At 40.8% G+C, this 17,743-nt stretch carries 11 protein-coding genes; 3 read left to right on the top strand and 8 right to left on the bottom strand.

Annotated features, from left to right (window positions below):
- The first annotated feature begins 38 nt into the window (after positions 1-38).
- The 3 genes from BQ7997_RS16145 (at position 39) to BQ7997_RS16135 (ending at position 4,471) form a co-directional block, all read left to right on the top strand.
- Positions 39-1,733: a tetratricopeptide repeat protein gene (locus BQ7997_RS16145; protein ID WP_022139168.1), complete on the top strand. Its 1,695-nt coding sequence runs from the start codon at positions 39-41 to the stop codon at positions 1,731-1,733.
- Between the two features lie 112 nt (positions 1,734-1,845).
- Positions 1,846-2,919: a DUF4369 domain-containing protein gene (locus tag BQ7997_RS16140; protein WP_073347223.1), complete on the top strand. Its 1,074-nt coding sequence runs from the start codon at positions 1,846-1,848 to the stop codon at positions 2,917-2,919.
- A gap of 13 nt (positions 2,920-2,932) precedes the next feature.
- Complete coding sequence (locus BQ7997_RS16135) at positions 2,933-4,471, top strand: YifB family Mg chelatase-like AAA ATPase (RefSeq protein WP_073347222.1); 1,539 nt, start codon at positions 2,933-2,935, stop codon at positions 4,469-4,471.
- Between the two features lie 479 nt (positions 4,472-4,950).
- Here BQ7997_RS16135 and BQ7997_RS16130 read toward each other — a convergent pair whose 3' ends face one another.
- The 8 genes from BQ7997_RS16130 to BQ7997_RS16095 form a co-directional block, all read right to left on the bottom strand.
- Positions 4,951-6,762, bottom strand: a complete 1,812-nt coding sequence (locus tag BQ7997_RS16130; protein WP_073347221.1) for a glycoside hydrolase family 2 protein — start codon at positions 6,760-6,762, stop codon at positions 4,951-4,953.
- A 92-nt stretch (positions 6,763-6,854) separates the two neighbouring features.
- Positions 6,855-8,894: a glycoside hydrolase family protein gene (locus BQ7997_RS16125; RefSeq protein WP_083589266.1), complete on the bottom strand. Its 2,040-nt coding sequence runs from the start codon at positions 8,892-8,894 to the stop codon at positions 6,855-6,857.
- Positions 8,895-8,938: 44 nt separating this feature from the next.
- Complete coding sequence (locus tag BQ7997_RS16120) at positions 8,939-10,837, bottom strand: glycoside hydrolase family 127 protein (protein WP_235817319.1); 1,899 nt, start codon at positions 10,835-10,837, stop codon at positions 8,939-8,941.
- Positions 10,838-10,913: 76 nt separating this feature from the next.
- Positions 10,914-11,891: a family 43 glycosylhydrolase gene (locus BQ7997_RS16115; RefSeq protein WP_073347477.1), complete on the bottom strand. Its 978-nt coding sequence runs from the start codon at positions 11,889-11,891 to the stop codon at positions 10,914-10,916.
- Positions 11,892-11,895: 4 nt separating this feature from the next.
- The gene (locus BQ7997_RS16110) at positions 11,896-13,206 is read right to left on the bottom strand and encodes a glycosyltransferase WbsX family protein (protein ID WP_073347218.1); all 1,311 of its coding nucleotides are present in this window, start codon (positions 13,204-13,206) and stop codon (positions 11,896-11,898) included.
- 42 nt (positions 13,207-13,248) lie between these two features.
- On the bottom strand, positions 13,249-14,610 hold the full coding sequence (locus tag BQ7997_RS16105) for a glycosyltransferase WbsX family protein (RefSeq protein WP_235817309.1): 1,362 nt from the start codon (positions 14,608-14,610) through the stop codon (positions 13,249-13,251).
- Between the two features lie 168 nt (positions 14,611-14,778).
- Positions 14,779-16,272 carry a sulfatase gene (locus BQ7997_RS16100; protein WP_235817308.1) on the bottom strand — a complete coding sequence of 498 codons (1,494 nt, stop codon included), beginning with the start codon at positions 16,270-16,272 and terminating at the stop codon, positions 14,779-14,781.
- Positions 16,273-16,294: 22 nt separating this feature from the next.
- A complete protein-coding gene (locus tag BQ7997_RS16095) occupies positions 16,295-17,722 on the bottom strand; it encodes a family 43 glycosylhydrolase (RefSeq protein WP_073347216.1) in 1,428 nt (475 codons plus the stop codon).
- Positions 17,723-17,743: the final 21 nt, after the last annotated feature.

Genomic DNA, 17,743 nt, shown 5'->3' with positions numbered 1-17,743 from the left:
GCGAAATTTCAATTACAAACATTTAATTTATACCTAAAATGACTAAGAAGTTGTACTTGCCTTTACTCATGGCAATGATTGTTGCATTATTCTCTTCTTGCAACAAAAAAATGGGTCCACTGTCAGCTGATTACTTCACTGTTACTCCGCAAGTGTTGGAAGCAGTAGGAGGTAAAGTTCCTGCTACCATCAATGGTAAATTTCCTGAAAAGTATTTCAACAAGAAAGCTGTTGTAGAAGTTACTCCGGTTTTGAAATGGAATGGCGGCGAAGCTAAAGGCCAGCCAGCTACTTTCCAAGGCGAAAAAGTAGAAGGTAACGACCAGTCTATCTCTTACAAGATGGGTGGTAGCTACACAATGAAAACTTCTTTCGACTATGTTCCTGAAATGGCTAAGTCAGAATTGTACCTCGAATTTAAAGCTACTATCGGTAAGAAAGTGGTTACTATCCCTGCTGTGAAAGTAGCTGATGGTGTAATTTCTACTTCTGAGTTGGTGAACAATACATTAGGTAACGCAAACCCTGCACTGGGCGAAGACGCTTTCCAACGTATCATCAAAGAAAAGCACGATGCTAACATCATGTTCTTGATCCAACAGGCTAACATCCGTTCAAGCGAGTTGAAGACTGCTAAAGAATTCAACAAAGAAGTGGCTAACGTAAACGAAGCTGCCAACAAGAAGATCAGCAACATCGAAGTATCTTCATATGCTTCTCCTGATGGTGGTGTAAGCTTGAATACTACTCTTGCTGAAAACCGTGAAAGCAACACAACCAAGATGTTGAACAAAGACCTGAAGAAAGCAAAAATCGACGCTCCGGTTGACGCTAAATATACTGCACAGGACTGGGAAGGTTTCCAAGAACTGGTTTCTAAATCCAACATCCAGGACAAAGAGTTGATTCTCCGCGTATTGTCAATGTACCAGGATCCTGCACAGAGAGAACAGGAAATCAAAAACATTTCTTCTGTTTACAAGACTTTGGCTGACGAAATCCTTCCTCAGTTGCGTCGTTCCCGTTTGACTTTGAACTACGAAATCATCGGCAAGTCTGACGAAGAAATCTCTAAACTGGCTTCTTCCAATCCTTCTGAACTGAACGTTGAAGAGTTGCTGTACGCTGCTACACTGACTAACGATCCTGCTAAGCAAGAAGCTATCTATGCTCAAGCTACAAAACAATTCCCGAACGATTACCGTGCTTACAACAACTTGGGTAAATTAGCTTACCAAGCCGGTAACTACGACAAAGCAGAATCTTACTTCAAGAAAGCTGCCAGCGTAAACGCTACTCCTGAAGTTAACATGAACTTAGGTTTGATCGCTTTGATGAAGGGTGATAAAGCTGCTGCTGAAGCATCATTCGGTAAAGCTGCCGGAACTAAAGAACTTGGCGAATCTATGGGTAACCTGTACATCGCTCAAGGTCAATATGAAAGAGCAGTCAACTCATTCGGTGACTCTAAGACTAACAGTGCTGCTTTGGCTCAGATCCTTGCTAAGGACTACAACAAAGCTAAAAACACTTTGGCTAACGTAGAAAGACCGGATGCTTACACAGACTACCTGATGGCAGTTTTGGGTGCTAGAACTAACAATTCTTCTATGGTAACAAGCAGCTTGAAGAGCGCAGTTGCCAAAGATTCTTCATTAGCTAAGAAAGCAGCTACTGACCTGGAATTTGCAAAATACTTCACAAATGCAGATTTCATGAGCATCGTTAAATAATAGAAATACCACTCTATTTTAAATATTAAGAATTGCCTGTCATTATAAATGACGGGCAATTCTTTTTTTTTATCCGTAAAAACCGTACTTTCGCAGAAAAGAAATCAAAACAATGAAAAAGAGCAGCATTTTAATCCTCATAGCCATCTGCTTGTTCGGTTGTGGCAAGACTTCCCAAAAAGAAGTGAGCATAACCGGAGAAATCAAAGGATTGGGTACAGATACGCTTTACCTATATGGAATGGACGAAATCCGCGACCGTATAGATACTATTTTGGTGAAAGACGACAAATTCTCTTATTCAGCCCCGATAGATACTATCACCTCAGCTTTTCTTCTCATCAGGAACCAGACTGAATACCCAATATTCCTTGATAAAGGAAACAAAATCAAGATTAAAGGGAATATTAGTAACCCTGAAGTCCTGACAATTGACGGAAACATATATAATGAAGAGTTTACAGCCTTTCAGAAGGAACTGGATGCCCTCGGTAGTCCATCCGAACAAGCCATGGAAGAAAAGGCGGAAGAGTTCATACAAACGCATCATTCGTCATTTGTCAGTCTCTACCTGTTAGATAAATATTTTGTCCAAAAGGAATCTCCTGATTTCAATAAGATAAAGAAGCTGATTGAAGTCATGACTGGTATATTACAAGATAAACTTTATATTGAACGGCTGAATGAAAGCATATCACAAGCCGAGAAAACGGAAATCGGCAAATATGCGCCGTTCTTCAGCCTGCCCAATACAAAAGGAATAAAGATCACCCGTTCATCCGAAGATTTCAAGAAGAAAAATCTGCTAATCAACTTTTGGGCTTCCTGGAGTGACAGCATTTCCAATCATCGCAGTAACAGCGAACTGAAAGCCCTTTATAAGAAGTATAAAAAGAATAAGCATATAGCTATGCTTGGTATCTCTTTCGATATGGACAAAGAGCAGTGGAAAGATGCCATCAAACGCGATACGCTGGACTGGGAACAAGTATGCGACTTCGGCGGACTTAATTCCGAAACTGCCAAACAATATTCCATCAAACAAATACCTGCCAACATTCTTTTGTCAGCAGACGGTAAGATTCTCGCCAAGAATCTCACAGGAGAAGAATTGAAAAAGAAAATCGAGGAAGTCGTTTCCGCAGCGGAAGAAAAAGAAAAGCAAAACAATAAAAAGAAAAAATAACCAGTAACCAAACGTGTTAATAAAAGTATTCGGAGCGGCTGTTCAAGGTATTGATGCAACACTCATCACAATCGAAGTAAACAGCTCGCGCGGCTGTATGTTCTATCTCGTCGGCCTTCCGGATTCTGCGGTCAAGGAAAGCCATCAGCGTATCATTTCCGCACTTCAAGTCAATGGTTACAAAATGCCGACCAGTAACCTGGTAGTCAACATGGCGCCGGCAGATATCCGCAAAGAAGGGTCAGCCTACGACTTGCCCCTTGCCATCGGTCTGCTGGGTGCGAATGAAACCATCTCCGCTGAAAAATTCCCCCGCTACCTGTTAATGGGCGAACTAAGTCTCGATGGAAGCATACAACCCATCAAAGGGGCACTCCCTATTGCCATCAAAGCCCGTGAAGATGGATTTGAAGGATTAATCATCCCGCAACAAAATGCGCGGGAGGCTGCTGTCGTCAATCAGTTGAAAGTTTATGGTGTCAGCAATATCAAAGAAGTCATTGAATTTTTCAATAACGAACGGGAATTAGAACCGACCATCGTCAATACACGGGAAGAATTCTACACCCGACAAAGCAACTTTGAATTTGATTTCGCTGATGTAAAAGGGCAGGAGAATGTAAAAAGGGCATTGGAAGTAGCCGCAGCCGGCGGACATAATATAATTATGGTGGGTGCCCCGGGAAGCGGGAAATCAATGATGGCCAAACGATTACCATCTATCCTTCCCCCACTCTCTCTGGGAGAAAGCCTTGAAACGACCAAAATACACTCGGTAGCCGGAAAATTGAACCGGAACTCTTCGCTAATAACCCAACGTCCGTTCCAATCTCCCCACCACACCATCTCACAATCTGCAATGGTGGGCGGTGGCAGCTTTCCCCAACCGGGAGAGATAAGCCTGGCTCATAATGGCATTTTATTTCTAGACGAACTCCCAGAGTTTTCGAAAAATGTACTTGAAGTACTACGTCAACCACTGGAAGACAGACGAATAACCATCTCACGTGTAAAAAGTAGCGTAGACTATCCTGCCAGTTTCACATTAGTGGCATCTATGAACCCTTGCCCCTGCGGCTACTACAATCATCCGACCAAAGCATGCGTTTGCAGCCCCGGACAGGTACAAAAATACTTGAATAAGATTTCAGGCCCTTTGCTCGACAGGATTGATATTCAGATTGAGATTATTCCTGTTCCTTTTGATAAGATTTCCGACCAACGAAGAGGAGAGTCCAGCGCATCCATCCGTGAACGGGTCATTAAAGCCCGACAGATACAAGAAAAACGCTATGCCGGATTCCCCGGTATCTATTGCAATGCGCAGATGAACAGCAAATTACTGTCACTATTTGCCCGACCGGATGACAAAGGGCTCGCCTTATTAAAAAATGCAATGGATCGGCTCAATTTATCCGCCCGCGCCTATGACAGGATATTGAAAGTATCACGCACCATTGCCGATCTCGAAGGAAGTGAGCAAATTCTTTCCGGACATTTAGCGGAAGCGATCAGTTATAGAAATCTGGATAGGGAGAACTGGGCGGGATAACAAGCCGTCTTCCGCTCCATCTTGTAAAAGTAAGATACCACACTATTTGTGTACTATAATTACCTCAAACCCGAGAGATACCACACTAAGGGAAACGTTCTCGCAAAAATCGTTACAGTTTAGCACATAAATGTATGGTACATTTATAATAAATTCTTGAGCAGTTTATTAAAAACGGTATCCAAGTTTATTATAAACTCTCAAATTGTAAATCCGAATTTTATCGTCTATTTTTTACAACAAAAAAGGCTGCGAATTCCATAAAATCCGCAGCCTTAGCCTATATCAAATACTCTATCTTCTGGTATAACCCAAGAAGAAAGAGGCTAATTGTCACTATATTATACTACTTCTATATTCATTTTTATCTAATTTTTCATTTATTATCAGGCAGAAATCCATTTCCTTGAACTACAAAGATACAACATTAAAATGCATTTGTCAAGTGCTTCATGATTTTCTGTTTAGAAAAAGGGAAACTACTTCAATACATTACATATTTCCGTATTTACCTTTTTCAATCGCTGTTCATCCATCTTAACCACCTTACGGTCATATGTCATCAACCCGTTAACTTCTACCTCAACGTCTGTAGTCTGTGTATAAACAGCGGCAGAGAATCCTCGTCCAATCATACCTTTCAACATGTCAGCATACTTCAAATATTCATCTGTAGCTTCTTTAGAAGTATTAAACTGAACGTACCCCCAATTGCGGTTCGGCTCCCAGATATGGTCTTTCAGTACCAATCCGATACCACCATACTCCCCAAGTACCGTTGCACGCTGCGCATCATATATATACATTTCCGGTCCCGGATAGTTATGTAAGTCAAGCATATCACCACACGTATAATGATTGCCACCACTGGCAGGGTTCACTAAACGCGACGAGTCATACTGCTTTGTCCATTCTGCAATCTCAGTGGTTTTGAATTGCCCCCATGCTTCATTAAAAGGAACCCATGTGCCGATGCAAGGATAAGAGTAAAGACAGTCAATAATTTCTTTCCATTCTTTGCGAAAGATAGCTTCTGATTCGACAGAGCGCTTTAATTCTGTTCCCTCAAAATATTTACGGTTCTGCCATTCCGGGTTCTTATCCCCACTTGGCATATCCTGCCACACTATTATGCCCAAACGGTCACAATGCGTATACCAACGTGCAGGCTCTACCTTTATATGTTTACGGATCATGTTATACCCTAAATCCTTCGTCTTCTGAATATCATAAACCAAAGCCTCATCCGAAGGGGCAGTATATAAGCCATCGGGCCACCAACCTTGATCCAAAGGTCCAAACTGGAATACATCTTTATTATTCAATTGTAGACGTACAATGCCGTTTTCATCCCGCTTTGTGGAATATTTACGCATAGCAGCATAACTTTCAACCTTATCTACCAACTTATTCCCTGTATACAGACAAATTTCCATACCATATAAAGTTGGAGAATCCGGTGACCACAACTTCACATCAGCAGGCATCGTTATCTCAACTGCCACACCATTAATCGAACTGCCCTTAGCTACCAACTGCTTTCCTTCGAACACTTTCACTTCCACTTTATCCGAAGCGCCCTTCTCATTCGTTACTACTTCTACAGTCAATTTATTTGCATCAATGTCAGGTGTTGTTCTGATATTTACGATAGCCTTTGCAGGCACAGGTTCTAACCATACCGTCTGCCAAATGCCACTGACCGGCGTGTACCAAATACCTCCCGGTCTACTCACCTGCTTTCCCCTAGGTTGAGGTCCTTTATCTGTAGGGTCCCACACTTTTACCACCAATTCGTTCTCCCCATTTCGCAAAGCCGGAGTTATATCGAACGAAAAAGGAGTAAAACCACCTGTGTGCTGACCTATCTTTATTTGATTCACCCATATATCCGTTTTCCAGTCAACAGCCCCAAAATGTAATAATATCCGTTCTCCGTTCCATTTTGCAGGAACTGTAAACTTACGCTGATACCACAATTCATTCTTATCTCCTAATATTTTTCCAACACCGGACAAACTGGATTCAACGGCAAAAGGAACTAAAATCTGACCGTCATACTCCTGCGGAGCCGCTTGCCCCAGCGGAGAAATAGCATAATTCCATAATCCGTTCAGATTCATCCAATCCGGACGCTCCATAATAGGGCGCGGATACTCGGGTAATACGTTCCCGACGTTTATTTTAGATGCCCATTCTGTCTGAATCCGTTCTCCTGCCGGCTTCCACTGCGCAAACAGACACGAACAATTAAATAATACTACTAAAAAGAAAATCAAATGCTTTATCATGATATTTATATTAAAGTTTCGATGCAAAACTAGTAGAGTTTCCTAGTTCTGTAGGAAATCAGCAGGTCAATAAACAATAGATTCTGTTCTATTTAATCAAGCAAGAACCTTTCCGCACGTCCCGGAGTCAACAGTTCCCATAAAGAAGCAACAGTCCATCCCGGCGCAAAGATATCATTATAATACCCCTTCCCGTTCTTACCATAATCCCAATTAGTATGCTGAACCACCTCCGGATAGAAACCGGATTTTGCTACTCCACACAAATGTCCTTCGTATGGTAACAACTGACGCATAGATGTAGATATCACTTCCGCAAAATCAGCCATACGAGGTTCTGCATATTCTTTCGACAACCATTGAAGGACAGAAGCAAATTCAAAAACAAAAACATCAATATGGTTATTCTCTACAGAAACATTTCCCCAGCCACGGGTTTTAAGACCTACATCACCCAACATCTGTCCCGGGGCGAAAGGAACGTCCCATAAATAATACCAGGACAGAGCAAAATAAGCAGCTTTTTTTGCCAAATCAGCATAATGCTTATGTTCCTTTCCTTTCGTTATTAACGAAAGATAGTAAGTAGCAGTAGCAGCATAAAGCGAAGCTTCTTTATCTTCACAGTTCGCATCCAACGTAGATGAAAAATAATCGGCATTTGAAATCAACTCTTTCTCCAAATAATCAGCTGTCCGTTTTGCACTGGCCAAGTAACGCTTATCTTTAAAATATTTGTACCCCATTACCAATGGCAACGTAGCAGAAGGCGTACTTCCCCCACTGGAATCGACGACCGTGAAATCATCACGAAACTTACGGGGAAAACTACCGTCTGCACTTTGCAACCGTAAAAACATATCCAGCATCCCCTTTATTTTCTGTTCCCACTCTGGATGGCGACGACCATTCTCCTTCTCATAGGCCAAGAAATGGAATATGGCATATATCCCCTCCGACTGCCGCCGAATGCTATGAACTGGCTCCTCGTATCCCTTATCAAAATTGACAGATTCCTTGAAGAACCCGACTGGTGTAAAACCATTCTTCAAATAACTATTAAATATTTTAGTGCTATTCGCCTTCAGTTCTTCTCGGTTCGATTGCCAGCCATACTCCCATGCATTAAACGCGTTAAGAAGTACCCGACCGACAAAACCGACCTCAGCCTGCCCGTTTTTCTCACAGTCGCCCGTCTTGAGATGTATGCCGGAATTATAAACCAGCGGCTGATTCTCGACCAAACTATTTACAAAAAAACAGCTAAGTTTCTGTTTCATATCCGCTATCGAATATGAACTTTCCACTGGTTTAGGAGCATAAGTATCATAACAATACTCCCATGTATACTGAACGAAATCTGAGAAATTATCCGCACTACTCTCCATTATTTCCCATGTCAATAATACCGACTCGCCCTTCTTTATCAGTTGGAAGGCTTCCACCTTGGGTGCCAATGTCAATTTACGGATATAACTTTTAGGGGCTTCCCGATAAGGAAAGCCAAAAGAAATCATAGATATGCCTTGACAATTTTCAAATCCGGTAAAGCCCAAAGAGGTCTTCCCTGAAAGAATTATCTCACCTTCTTTATGTGTAGTCAGAGCATCCATAGAAAAGTCATCTAAACGGTTTACTATCATAAACCGCTTTTCTTTCTCGTAAAAGATCCCTGTAAGCGGTGCACTCAATCTATCTTCGCGAACCAGCCAACTATCTGATGTATGAAACGAGGGAGCTTCCTTAGGAGAACGCAGATTGCGACGATACCAAAATCCGGGCATATAAAACTGACAGTTATCATGACGATAACCTGTATTCATCCATTGGTGATAGTTGAAGTAGACGTCCTCTGCGGCAGTAAGTTGCACCGTCAACCGCGTACGTCCTTGCCGCTCTTCCACCTTATGAAAGACCGTCATCGGAAGTTTGCCTTCCGAACGCCATTCATAATCAAAATAACTATTCTCCAACTTGTCCGGATACAGTTTGTAATCCACAGCATCATTACCCGGAACCTTTAAAGATAGCTCTACCTTCACATTTTCAGGAACATACCTTACCGCTCCCATGCAGACAGTACCAAATAAGACTGCTGCACAACCTACAAATGTCCTTAATATCATTCTCATACCTATTATATATGTTCTATTATACTTCCATTCCCATTCAAAACCTAATGAACTATCGGCCAGTATACCGCATAACGTTCAAAATGAACTTTATAAAAAGGTTCCAGCACTATATTCTCAAAACCTTTCATGTTTATGCCGAACTTCAATGTATTTCCTTCAAGAACAGCCTTTACATGAGCCGGAATCTGCCCGGCAGATTCTCTGAAAGCCGGAATCTTTGCCATGTCTATCTCGTTCATTGCCGTATTATTCATCTTTCCCCAAAAAGTAGCGGGCATATTTTCCGTTCCCATACGTCCGGCAAGCACGTAAGGCCCATATAGCAACGCGACATAACGGTCGGTGCCTATTAAATTTTCTGTGTATATATGCATCGGAAGCCGCAATGTTATCACATTCTTCCGTTCCCATACTCTGTCTATTATCCAATATCCATCACTGCCAAGCAGGGGCTCTTCTTCCTTTCCATTAATCATGAAAGTGGCTTTATCAGTCCAATCCGGTTTGCGAACGCGCAAAACCAGTTTCTGCTTTTTCTTTAAATTTAATGCAAAGTCAACCTGTTCGGACTCCGGAATCCGATTTCGCTGAATAAGTTCAACTCCACCTTCGTGCCAGGAAAGAACTGAAGGGATGAACAGATTCACTCTAATTTCTTTCTCTTCATGAACATCCGTCACTCTATGACTGTAAATAAACTTACCCAATTTTGCCGGACTTTCCAGTCCGGTATGTCCACAACACCAGAAGGAACTGTCGCGTGAAGCATAGATACGATAATGCCCCGGCCGCATGGAAGTAAAATAACAGCACATGCCTTTCACCGGATCATATGCCGACAAAATATGATTGAACAAGGTTCTTTCATAGTATGCCGCTTTAGTCGCATCCGGTTGCTGACTGAACAGAGATTCAGTCAGACGCAACATATTTACAGAATTGCACGTTTCCGGCCCGCTAATATGGAGCATTCTCTCTATAAACTCTTTCTTGGAGAAGAAATGCTCTCCGGTACTGTTTCCACCTATCACCCAGGTATGATTCTGCTTCACGATATCCCAAAAATTAGTAGCTGCGGCAAGAAAGCGCTGATCGCCGGTAAACATATAGTACTTATGAAAACCTGTAAATTTCGGAATCTGCGTATTGGCGTGCCAACCAAATAAAATATCTTTTCCCTCGGACAAAGGAACCCACATAGCCCGATCATTCAAACGAAGAGCCCAATCAAGAAAGCGCTTCTGCCCTGTCAACTCATAAGCCTCGACATAAGATTCATTAATCGAGCCATGCTCACAAACTAATAATTGTTGAATCTGTTCATCCGTCAATTTGTCTAATACTTGATAGCCAAACCAATCGGCCAGCCGAATCAATATCGGTAGCGCTTCTTTCAAGTCACATTGGGTATATGCGGCAGCAAGTCCAAGCAACATCTTATTAATCAGATAAACAGGAGCCCAAACACCATTGACCGTAGGATTACTGGTCTTTATCTTCCCCGATGCTACTTCCCGGAATAGTTTTCTACCATCTTTTACCCCTAACAAAAAACCGTCTTTGCCGGTTTCCTGACAGAGTTCTAATTCTTTCAACACATATTTCAATCGTCTTAGCAGTTCTTTATCACCTGTCGACTGATACATCATCGATACTGAAGAAAGATAAAATCCGAGAAATCCTCCCCGTAGAGGACCTGCTCCCCATACATCCTGCGATTCCCAGCCGGCATAAGCCTCAGCTTTTGACGGCAACCCCGCTTCTATCCGATAGAAATGAAGCAAAGAATCTGGATTTAGCCAAAGAAGATATTCTTTTCCTTTCTGTTGAAGAGTCTGGAAAGGGCTATCCAACAGACGAACTTCCTTCATTGGGAAATAAGCTTCCTTCTGTACAATCGCCGTCGGTTGATTCTGGGAGAACGCCAATGTCCCTCCCATCACCCAGCCCGACAATACCATAAACAATCTTTTTACCATTCTGTTATGATTAACCCTATCCATTTCAAACCCTTCTTTATAATTTTGGTCTCTTAGATTCGATAGAAGTAGAATTACCTTTCACCACAGGCCATCCACTTTTCCAATCAACTCTATCTAACAATAATACTCTTCCATGAGGATTGGCAACACTCACCCCATGATACAGAATCCAATCATTACCAGCTTTATCCGTCACTAATTCTGCATTGTGTCCTACACCGACAAAACTCTTATTTTTATGAATCAGGATTTCGTGGTTATTTTCCAGCATAGACTTCCCTTGCTTGTCCTGATAAGGTCCCCATAAGGATTTAGAACGTCCTATCACTGTCTGATAAGTACTCTTCAGTCCCTCACAACAAGTTCCGGTAGAAGCAAACATATAGTAATAATCCTTCCTTTTATGAATATAAGTTCCTTCATAAGCGGTTCCGGCTATTTGCTTCTTCTCCGCACCCGGTTTTACCGCTAATCCATCCTCCGTCAGTTCCACCCCATAGATTCCACGGAAACTTCCCAAAAACAGATATTTCTTCCCTCCATCCTCTATATAGAAAGGATCAATCGAGTTCTTGACTCCGATTTCATTGCTCCTGAACATCATTCCGTGATCCTTAAAAGGGCCTTTCGGACTATCGGCCACGGCTACACCAATCCCGCAAGTCCATTCCCCTCCCCAACGGGACATTGAATAATAAAGCACATATTTATTGCCTATCTTATTTATATCGGGAGCCCACAAATTTCCTTTCGGTTCGAAGGTAGGACGCGTATCAGAGGTAAAAGCGGTACCAACAGACTCCCAACTAACCAAATCCTTAGAGCGGTGAATCGGTAAGTTCCGGATATCTTCCGTTGCATACAGATAGAAATAGCCATCATCTCCCTTAATCACACTAGGATCAGGCAGACTATAATTCACCACCGGATTCTTATAAGTCTTAGCAGGCCCTCCTGCCATAAGCGAAAGGCTTATGGCAAGAAGCGCTTCTATCAAAACCAATTTTTTCATATATTTATTTTCCATGTTTCCGATGGTTGCTTTCCTTACCCAATGCTTCTCCAAGCGCATCCAACATTCCATAACCAAAACGGTTATCCGGCAACAAGTAGTGTCCCTCAGACCATTCATTAAAACAAGCGATAGTCAATATACGTGGTACTTCAGGATGCTTGTTCAAATACACGAAAGAAGACTGCACGAATGCCTTAAACGAAGCAGGATTCTCATTCTTAAAAATAGTACATGCAGGCCATTGGCTGCGATTCGGCTTTTCAGGACGATTGGCAGGAGCAATATATCGCGGTGTAGAGTCCCAGCCAGGAGCTACTGCCGGAATATAAGGAATGTCAAACTGACCATGATGCTCGTCCCAAAGTTTGAACGCTACATCAGCTGCAACAGTGCCGTAATCAGGCAATTCGATTTCTTTCGGTTGAAAACGACCGGCAATCCAGTCCATCGGATTGTAAGAACCCACAGTATCATAACCCTCTTCCTTCATATTCCCACAACTGAAACCTGTTACATGGAAATGCAGCCCTTTATGTCCCAATTTCTTAGCATAATCTGTCAGTTCTGCAAATAATTGTTTCACTCCGGAAACGCCTAATTTAGACTCCAAACGACGGGCATCCCAAATACAGATAACAGGTTTACCATCAATTCGCCAATAATTATCCAAATGACAATAGCGAGAAATCATATAAGAAAGGCTTTTCCAACATTCTTCCTTAGAGAAATCAGGAGCATCATAACTAGGAGGATAAGCATTACTACCGTCAGTACGTTTCGTAGGATACAATACATACCAAGGATGGTTGGTCCACATACAAGCGAACTTTACGTCTTTTGTATTACTAGCTTCCAAAAAACCATTCTCCAACGCTTCATGTAAACAAGGCTTACCATCATACCAATACCAGTCCCAAATCAAGACATCAATACCACTTTGCTTACAAAGCTTATTATAAGTTTCCCAAGTAGAAGGTTTACTTTCATCCAATTCTCCCAATAAAGGAGTACGTGGCTGTTGATGTCCCTCAAACCAAGGACGGGCACTTCTAATCAGATTATATTCCGTCCAACCCTGCGAATATATTTTATTATGCAAGGCAGAAGCATGATAATTGGGGAAAGCGTAAGCAGCAACTGTTAATCCTGCAGGCTTCTTCAATAAAGAAGGGTCACCCGCCAGTGCTTCCAAATCATCCGGCAGACGATTTACTTTTTCTTTTCCTTTTTTCTGCGCATAAGCAGGAAGTAATCCTACAATTAACAGCAAAACAATTAGTTTTCCTATACGATTCACTAAATTTCTATTCATACATTTTCATTATTATATATTATACATTTCAAATCTCATACATTACTCACCCATTACCTCTTTCACTACATCCAAATAAGCCGTTCCATGTACCATGTCAGGCTCTAAATAACTACCTTCTGTCCACTCATTCCAACAATTGATATTCAAGATATTGGGAGAATCCGGATTATTCAGTAAAACCTCTTTGGTCATTTGCAATGCTTTTCTAAAATTCTCCGGAGTATTATTGCCAATAATATTGGTATAAGGATACATCTGGTTTCCTTTCCATGGTTTATCTTGATTAGTTCGTGGCGTAGGATCCCACCCCATTGTTACATTCGGATAATATGGAACATTATAGGTTTTTCTTGCTTTTTCCCAATGAGCAAAATACTGGTCTCTCACATAATTATAATCTGTTTGTGGTTTGTCCAACCACGCATGATGAATCCAGACATAAGAAGTAGCAGAGTCAAAGCCTAAGACCTTAATCAAAGAAGGGATATCTTTGGGGGCATCCTGCGCTGAAAGAATTGGCATTCCCCAAGCAATCAAATTCCAATGAACACCATTCAACCCTGCTTTCACGGCTTTTTCACGAAGTTGATCCATATTCTTACGTGTAGCTTCCAAAGAGCCAAAACCTTCTATAAACTTCTGAATATCATAAATTGAGAAGTATGCCTTCCCATCTATTTTCCAATAATTAGGCTGCGTAAAATAGTTTCTGATTAGTTCATCTCCAATCTTATCGAAACTTTCAGAGGTTACTTTCCCTGAATATAACCAATCCGGTTCCTCACCTAACGTATATGGATATAAATCTTGCCAATCATGATTAGCCCACATAAGAGCAAATTTTATTCTCTGACAGTTTTTCGCATGTAGAAAACCTTCATCCAAACAACGATTTAGAAAAGGCTTTCCATTGTAATTATACCAATCAAAAATAAAGACATCAATGCCATGTTCCACAGCCACTTGTATTTTTTTCTTCATTACTTTCGGATCCTTTTCATCAGTATATCCCCATGCCGGAACATTCGGTTGATGATGTCCTTCAAACCGAGGTTTAGCTCGCTTTACCAACTCCCATTCTGACCAGTTTTCCCAATGCTGATTACTAATACGAGGATCATCCTTACTTCTTGTATGATAATTCGGAAAATAATAACATGCAACCTCTATATCTTTCAAACCATTAACTTTTCCTACAACAGCTTCTTCCTTTTGAGCAAAAAGGAACAAAACATTTAGTAACACTGCCAAAAAGAAAAATAATCGTTTTATCATATTATCCACATTAAGATTAATGACGCAAAAATAAGCCCCTTTTATCACATAAGATAAGATAAATATCCCAATAAATAAAAAAAACGTCTCAAGAATTCCTTTTTTACAATAGTATTCACCTTTCAAATGAGGTTGTGTCAAAATGCTGGCACAACCTCTAACTAAATCTACAAATAGTCTTTAACAAAGGAATATGCATATCTCAAATGATTCTTACATAACTACTACATTTATTCGTCTTATTCCCAATAACTATTTCTTTATGTAGTAATAAAATGTAACAAAAAAATAGATTCATCTCCTAATAGAGTCACAAGCAAGGTCCCATGTACATCCTTTCTCCCAAATTCCCATCAATTTCTTGACAACACTTTTCCTCTCTGTATCAAATATATTCTTTTTCTCTAATTTATCCACATGATAATTATATAATTCAGAAACATACTTCCTCTCATGCCAATAACGTGTCAATCTATACTTTGGAGTTCTCACAGTAATACCATTATTAAAATAACTATAGGCAGCCTCTTGCCACGAACTCTCTTTGGGATCATTCAGCAGTTTCACTAAACTATGTCCATCCAAACCATTTGGAACAGAGATTCCACAAAGATCCATTAAAGTTGGATAAATATCAATCGAGCTTACAATACGACGATTCTTAACAGCCTTACATAAATGAGGTGCTTTTATTATCAATGTACTACATAATGAGGCTTCCATTAATGTATGTTTTCCCCATACCCGCTGTTCACCCAAATGCCAGCCATGATCCCCCCATACTATTATAATAGTATTATTCATTTCTCCAAGCCGTTCCAACTCATCCAATATTTTTCCAACTTGAGCATCAATATAACTGACACATGCAAAATAAGCGTGACGCAACTTCCGGCTATAAGTATCCGAAGCAGTCTTATCCAAAGATACTTTTTCATCACCCTTTAAATACCCATTAAACTCATTACTATTATGCAAAGCAAAGCGATGAGTTCCTTCAGGTATTTGGGGAACAGCAGCAAGAGGTAGTGTATCCTCATCATATAAATCCCAATATTTCTTAGGAGCAGTAAATGGTAGATGTGGTTTGAAAAAACCTACAGCCAAACAAAAAGTCTTTTCTTGTTTAGAAAGCTCCCTCAATTTCTCAACAGCCAAATTCGTCGTTAATCCATCCGGATAACCCTCGTCCGACACATCCGCACACTCATAAGGCGGAACTTGCCTATTACGGCTTTGTCGATTGCTACCATCCGCGTATCCAAAAAATGCATTCCAACCAGTCCCCCATTTTCCCGCATCAAAAAGCATCTCATCCCAACTATAAGCCAATTCCAGACGATCACTTTTAGGATGCATATAACCATACAGATAGCCATCAGCATAATGACTGATCTTACCTATTCCTACCGTATAATAACCATTACGACGCAAATGATGAAACATTGTCTCTGGCTGTTCCTCTTCTCCTTTATTCGAAAGATTTAATTGGCAAGCCTCATTCGACAAATCCTGTTTTTTTTTAGGCAACTGACCGGTCAACATACTTGCACGCGAAGCGCCACTAGTCGGGACCTGAACATAATGATGAAAAAAAAGACTTCCTCTATCTGCTAATTTATCTAAGTTCGGAGTCTGTGCCACAGAACCATAACATCCCAGTTCCTGCCTTAAATCATCTATACAAATAAATAACACATTAGGATTCTTATGTGGTATATCTGCTAAAACGGATTGGCTTAATAAAGGTAAACTGCTTAGCATGAAAGTTATTCTTCTTTTCATCATATGTCAATTCCAGGTTTTATCATTATTCCCCCGAAGGCACGACGACCGGCTCTCCCCAGCCTACAGGAGTTCCAAAATTTGGAGTTCCATCTGTATTCCATGTAAATCTTTGAATAAAAGTAGAGCGTCCGGTTTCATAACTTCCATGATTCCGATTCTTTACATGATACACGATCCAGTCTTCTGTTCCATCAGGAGATTTCGTAAAACTACAATGCCCCACTCCATTTACACCATCCTCATCTACTGTGTCATCGCACCGATAAAAGACATCATTCGGAGATTTCTTCCAATTTGACGGATTCATCGGATCATCACCAATATTTAACACGAGGTATCCTAAACGATAATATTTTGTCCATGAGCCATTACAAGAATACACTACAAACAATTTACCATCACGTTGCAAAAAAGCCGGACCTTCATTCACCTTCGCTGATGACTCTATCAACTCCCATGGTTGATCAGGTTTGGAGATTTCGACACGATTAGAACAAATAGTCCACGGATTACTCATTTCTGCAATATAAATACGCTGATCACCACCTGATTCTTTATTGATTGTACCTGACCATATTGCATATAACTTACCATCTATCTTCACTACCCCCATATCGATAGCATAACAAGTATTATCTACCGTAGGCACTATACCCGGAACATACTCATCACCAGTATAAATCATTCCCATATCTTCATATTCTCCCATTGGATCCACGGTCTTTGAACGAAGCACCCCTGTACGTTGCATTTTGTAACTACCACTTTCTGATGATGGACGCCCTGCTGCATAATACACATACCATTTCCCATCTATAAAATGAAGTTCCGGAGCCCATACGTGTGAAGTATTCCATGGTTTCATTATGCCATTATCCTTAGGAGCTTCCCAAATAGCTTTTGTCGAACTGATAACAGTCAACTTCTCCGATTTAGACACATTTATTCCATTACCATGCGCTTTACATGTATAATACGCGCCCTGATGCTGTACGATCCATGGATCAGGTATACCAGCTATCGGATTAGTAAAAGTTTTATCACTTTGAACTATCTCCACTATTGCCTCATATACTACATCATTCATCCCTTTAGCTGAAAACATAATTTTAGCCTTACGGGAAGATGTTACATCAGTATTAGCTGCATATTTTATCTCAAGTACTTCTTTCCCTCCTTGCAATTCAGAACAGGGGTCTCCTTCTTCATTAAGAAACCAAATCCATTCATCCTCAGTAGATGCATTCCAAATAAGATTTGTCGCAATATTCAGTTTGAATGTTCCGGCAAAGTTCCCAACTTGCACTGTTGCCGGTAATACAGACAAATAATCTTTGCCAGTTAATGTCTGAAAGTTTTCTTTCAAATCCTGTGAACTGTCCGCTTCGTCACAAGACAGCATCAAAAAAAAGAAGAAAAATAAGTATGGGATATATAATAATCGATTCATAGTCTTCATTATTAAAAAGGT

Origin of the sequence: Bacteroides congonensis (assembly GCF_900130125.1) — a bacterium.
Taxonomy (GTDB): Bacteria; Bacteroidota; Bacteroidia; order Bacteroidales; family Bacteroidaceae; genus Bacteroides; species Bacteroides congonensis.
This window is presented reverse-complemented; position numbering and strand designations above follow the sequence as displayed.

Excerpts from the sequence above, each read along its gene's own strand:
- BQ7997_RS16145 (WP_022139168.1), top strand. The coding sequence starts at position 39 with ATGACTAAGAAGTTGTACTTGCCTTTACTCATGGCAATGATTGTTGCA.
- BQ7997_RS16140 (WP_073347223.1), top strand. The coding sequence starts at position 1,846 with ATGAAAAAGAGCAGCATTTTAATCCTCATAGCCATCTGCTTGTTCGGT.
- BQ7997_RS16130 (WP_073347221.1), bottom strand. The coding sequence starts at position 6,762 with ATGATAAAGCATTTGATTTTCTTTTTAGTAGTATTATTTAATTGTTCG.
- BQ7997_RS16125 (WP_083589266.1), bottom strand. The coding sequence starts at position 8,894 with ATGAGAATGATATTAAGGACATTTGTAGGTTGTGCAGCAGTCTTATTT.
- BQ7997_RS16120 (WP_235817319.1), bottom strand. The coding sequence starts at position 10,837 with ATGGGAGGGACATTGGCGTTCTCCCAGAATCAACCGACGGCGATTGTA.
- BQ7997_RS16115 (WP_073347477.1), bottom strand. The coding sequence starts at position 11,891 with ATGAAAAAATTGGTTTTGATAGAAGCGCTTCTTGCCATAAGCCTTTCG.
- BQ7997_RS16110 (WP_073347218.1), bottom strand. The coding sequence starts at position 13,206 with ATGAATAGAAATTTAGTGAATCGTATAGGAAAACTAATTGTTTTGCTG.
- BQ7997_RS16100 (WP_235817308.1), bottom strand. The coding sequence starts at position 16,272 with ATGATGAAAAGAAGAATAACTTTCATGCTAAGCAGTTTACCTTTATTA.
- BQ7997_RS16095 (WP_073347216.1), bottom strand. The coding sequence starts at position 17,722 with ATGAATCGATTATTATATATCCCATACTTATTTTTCTTCTTTTTTTTG.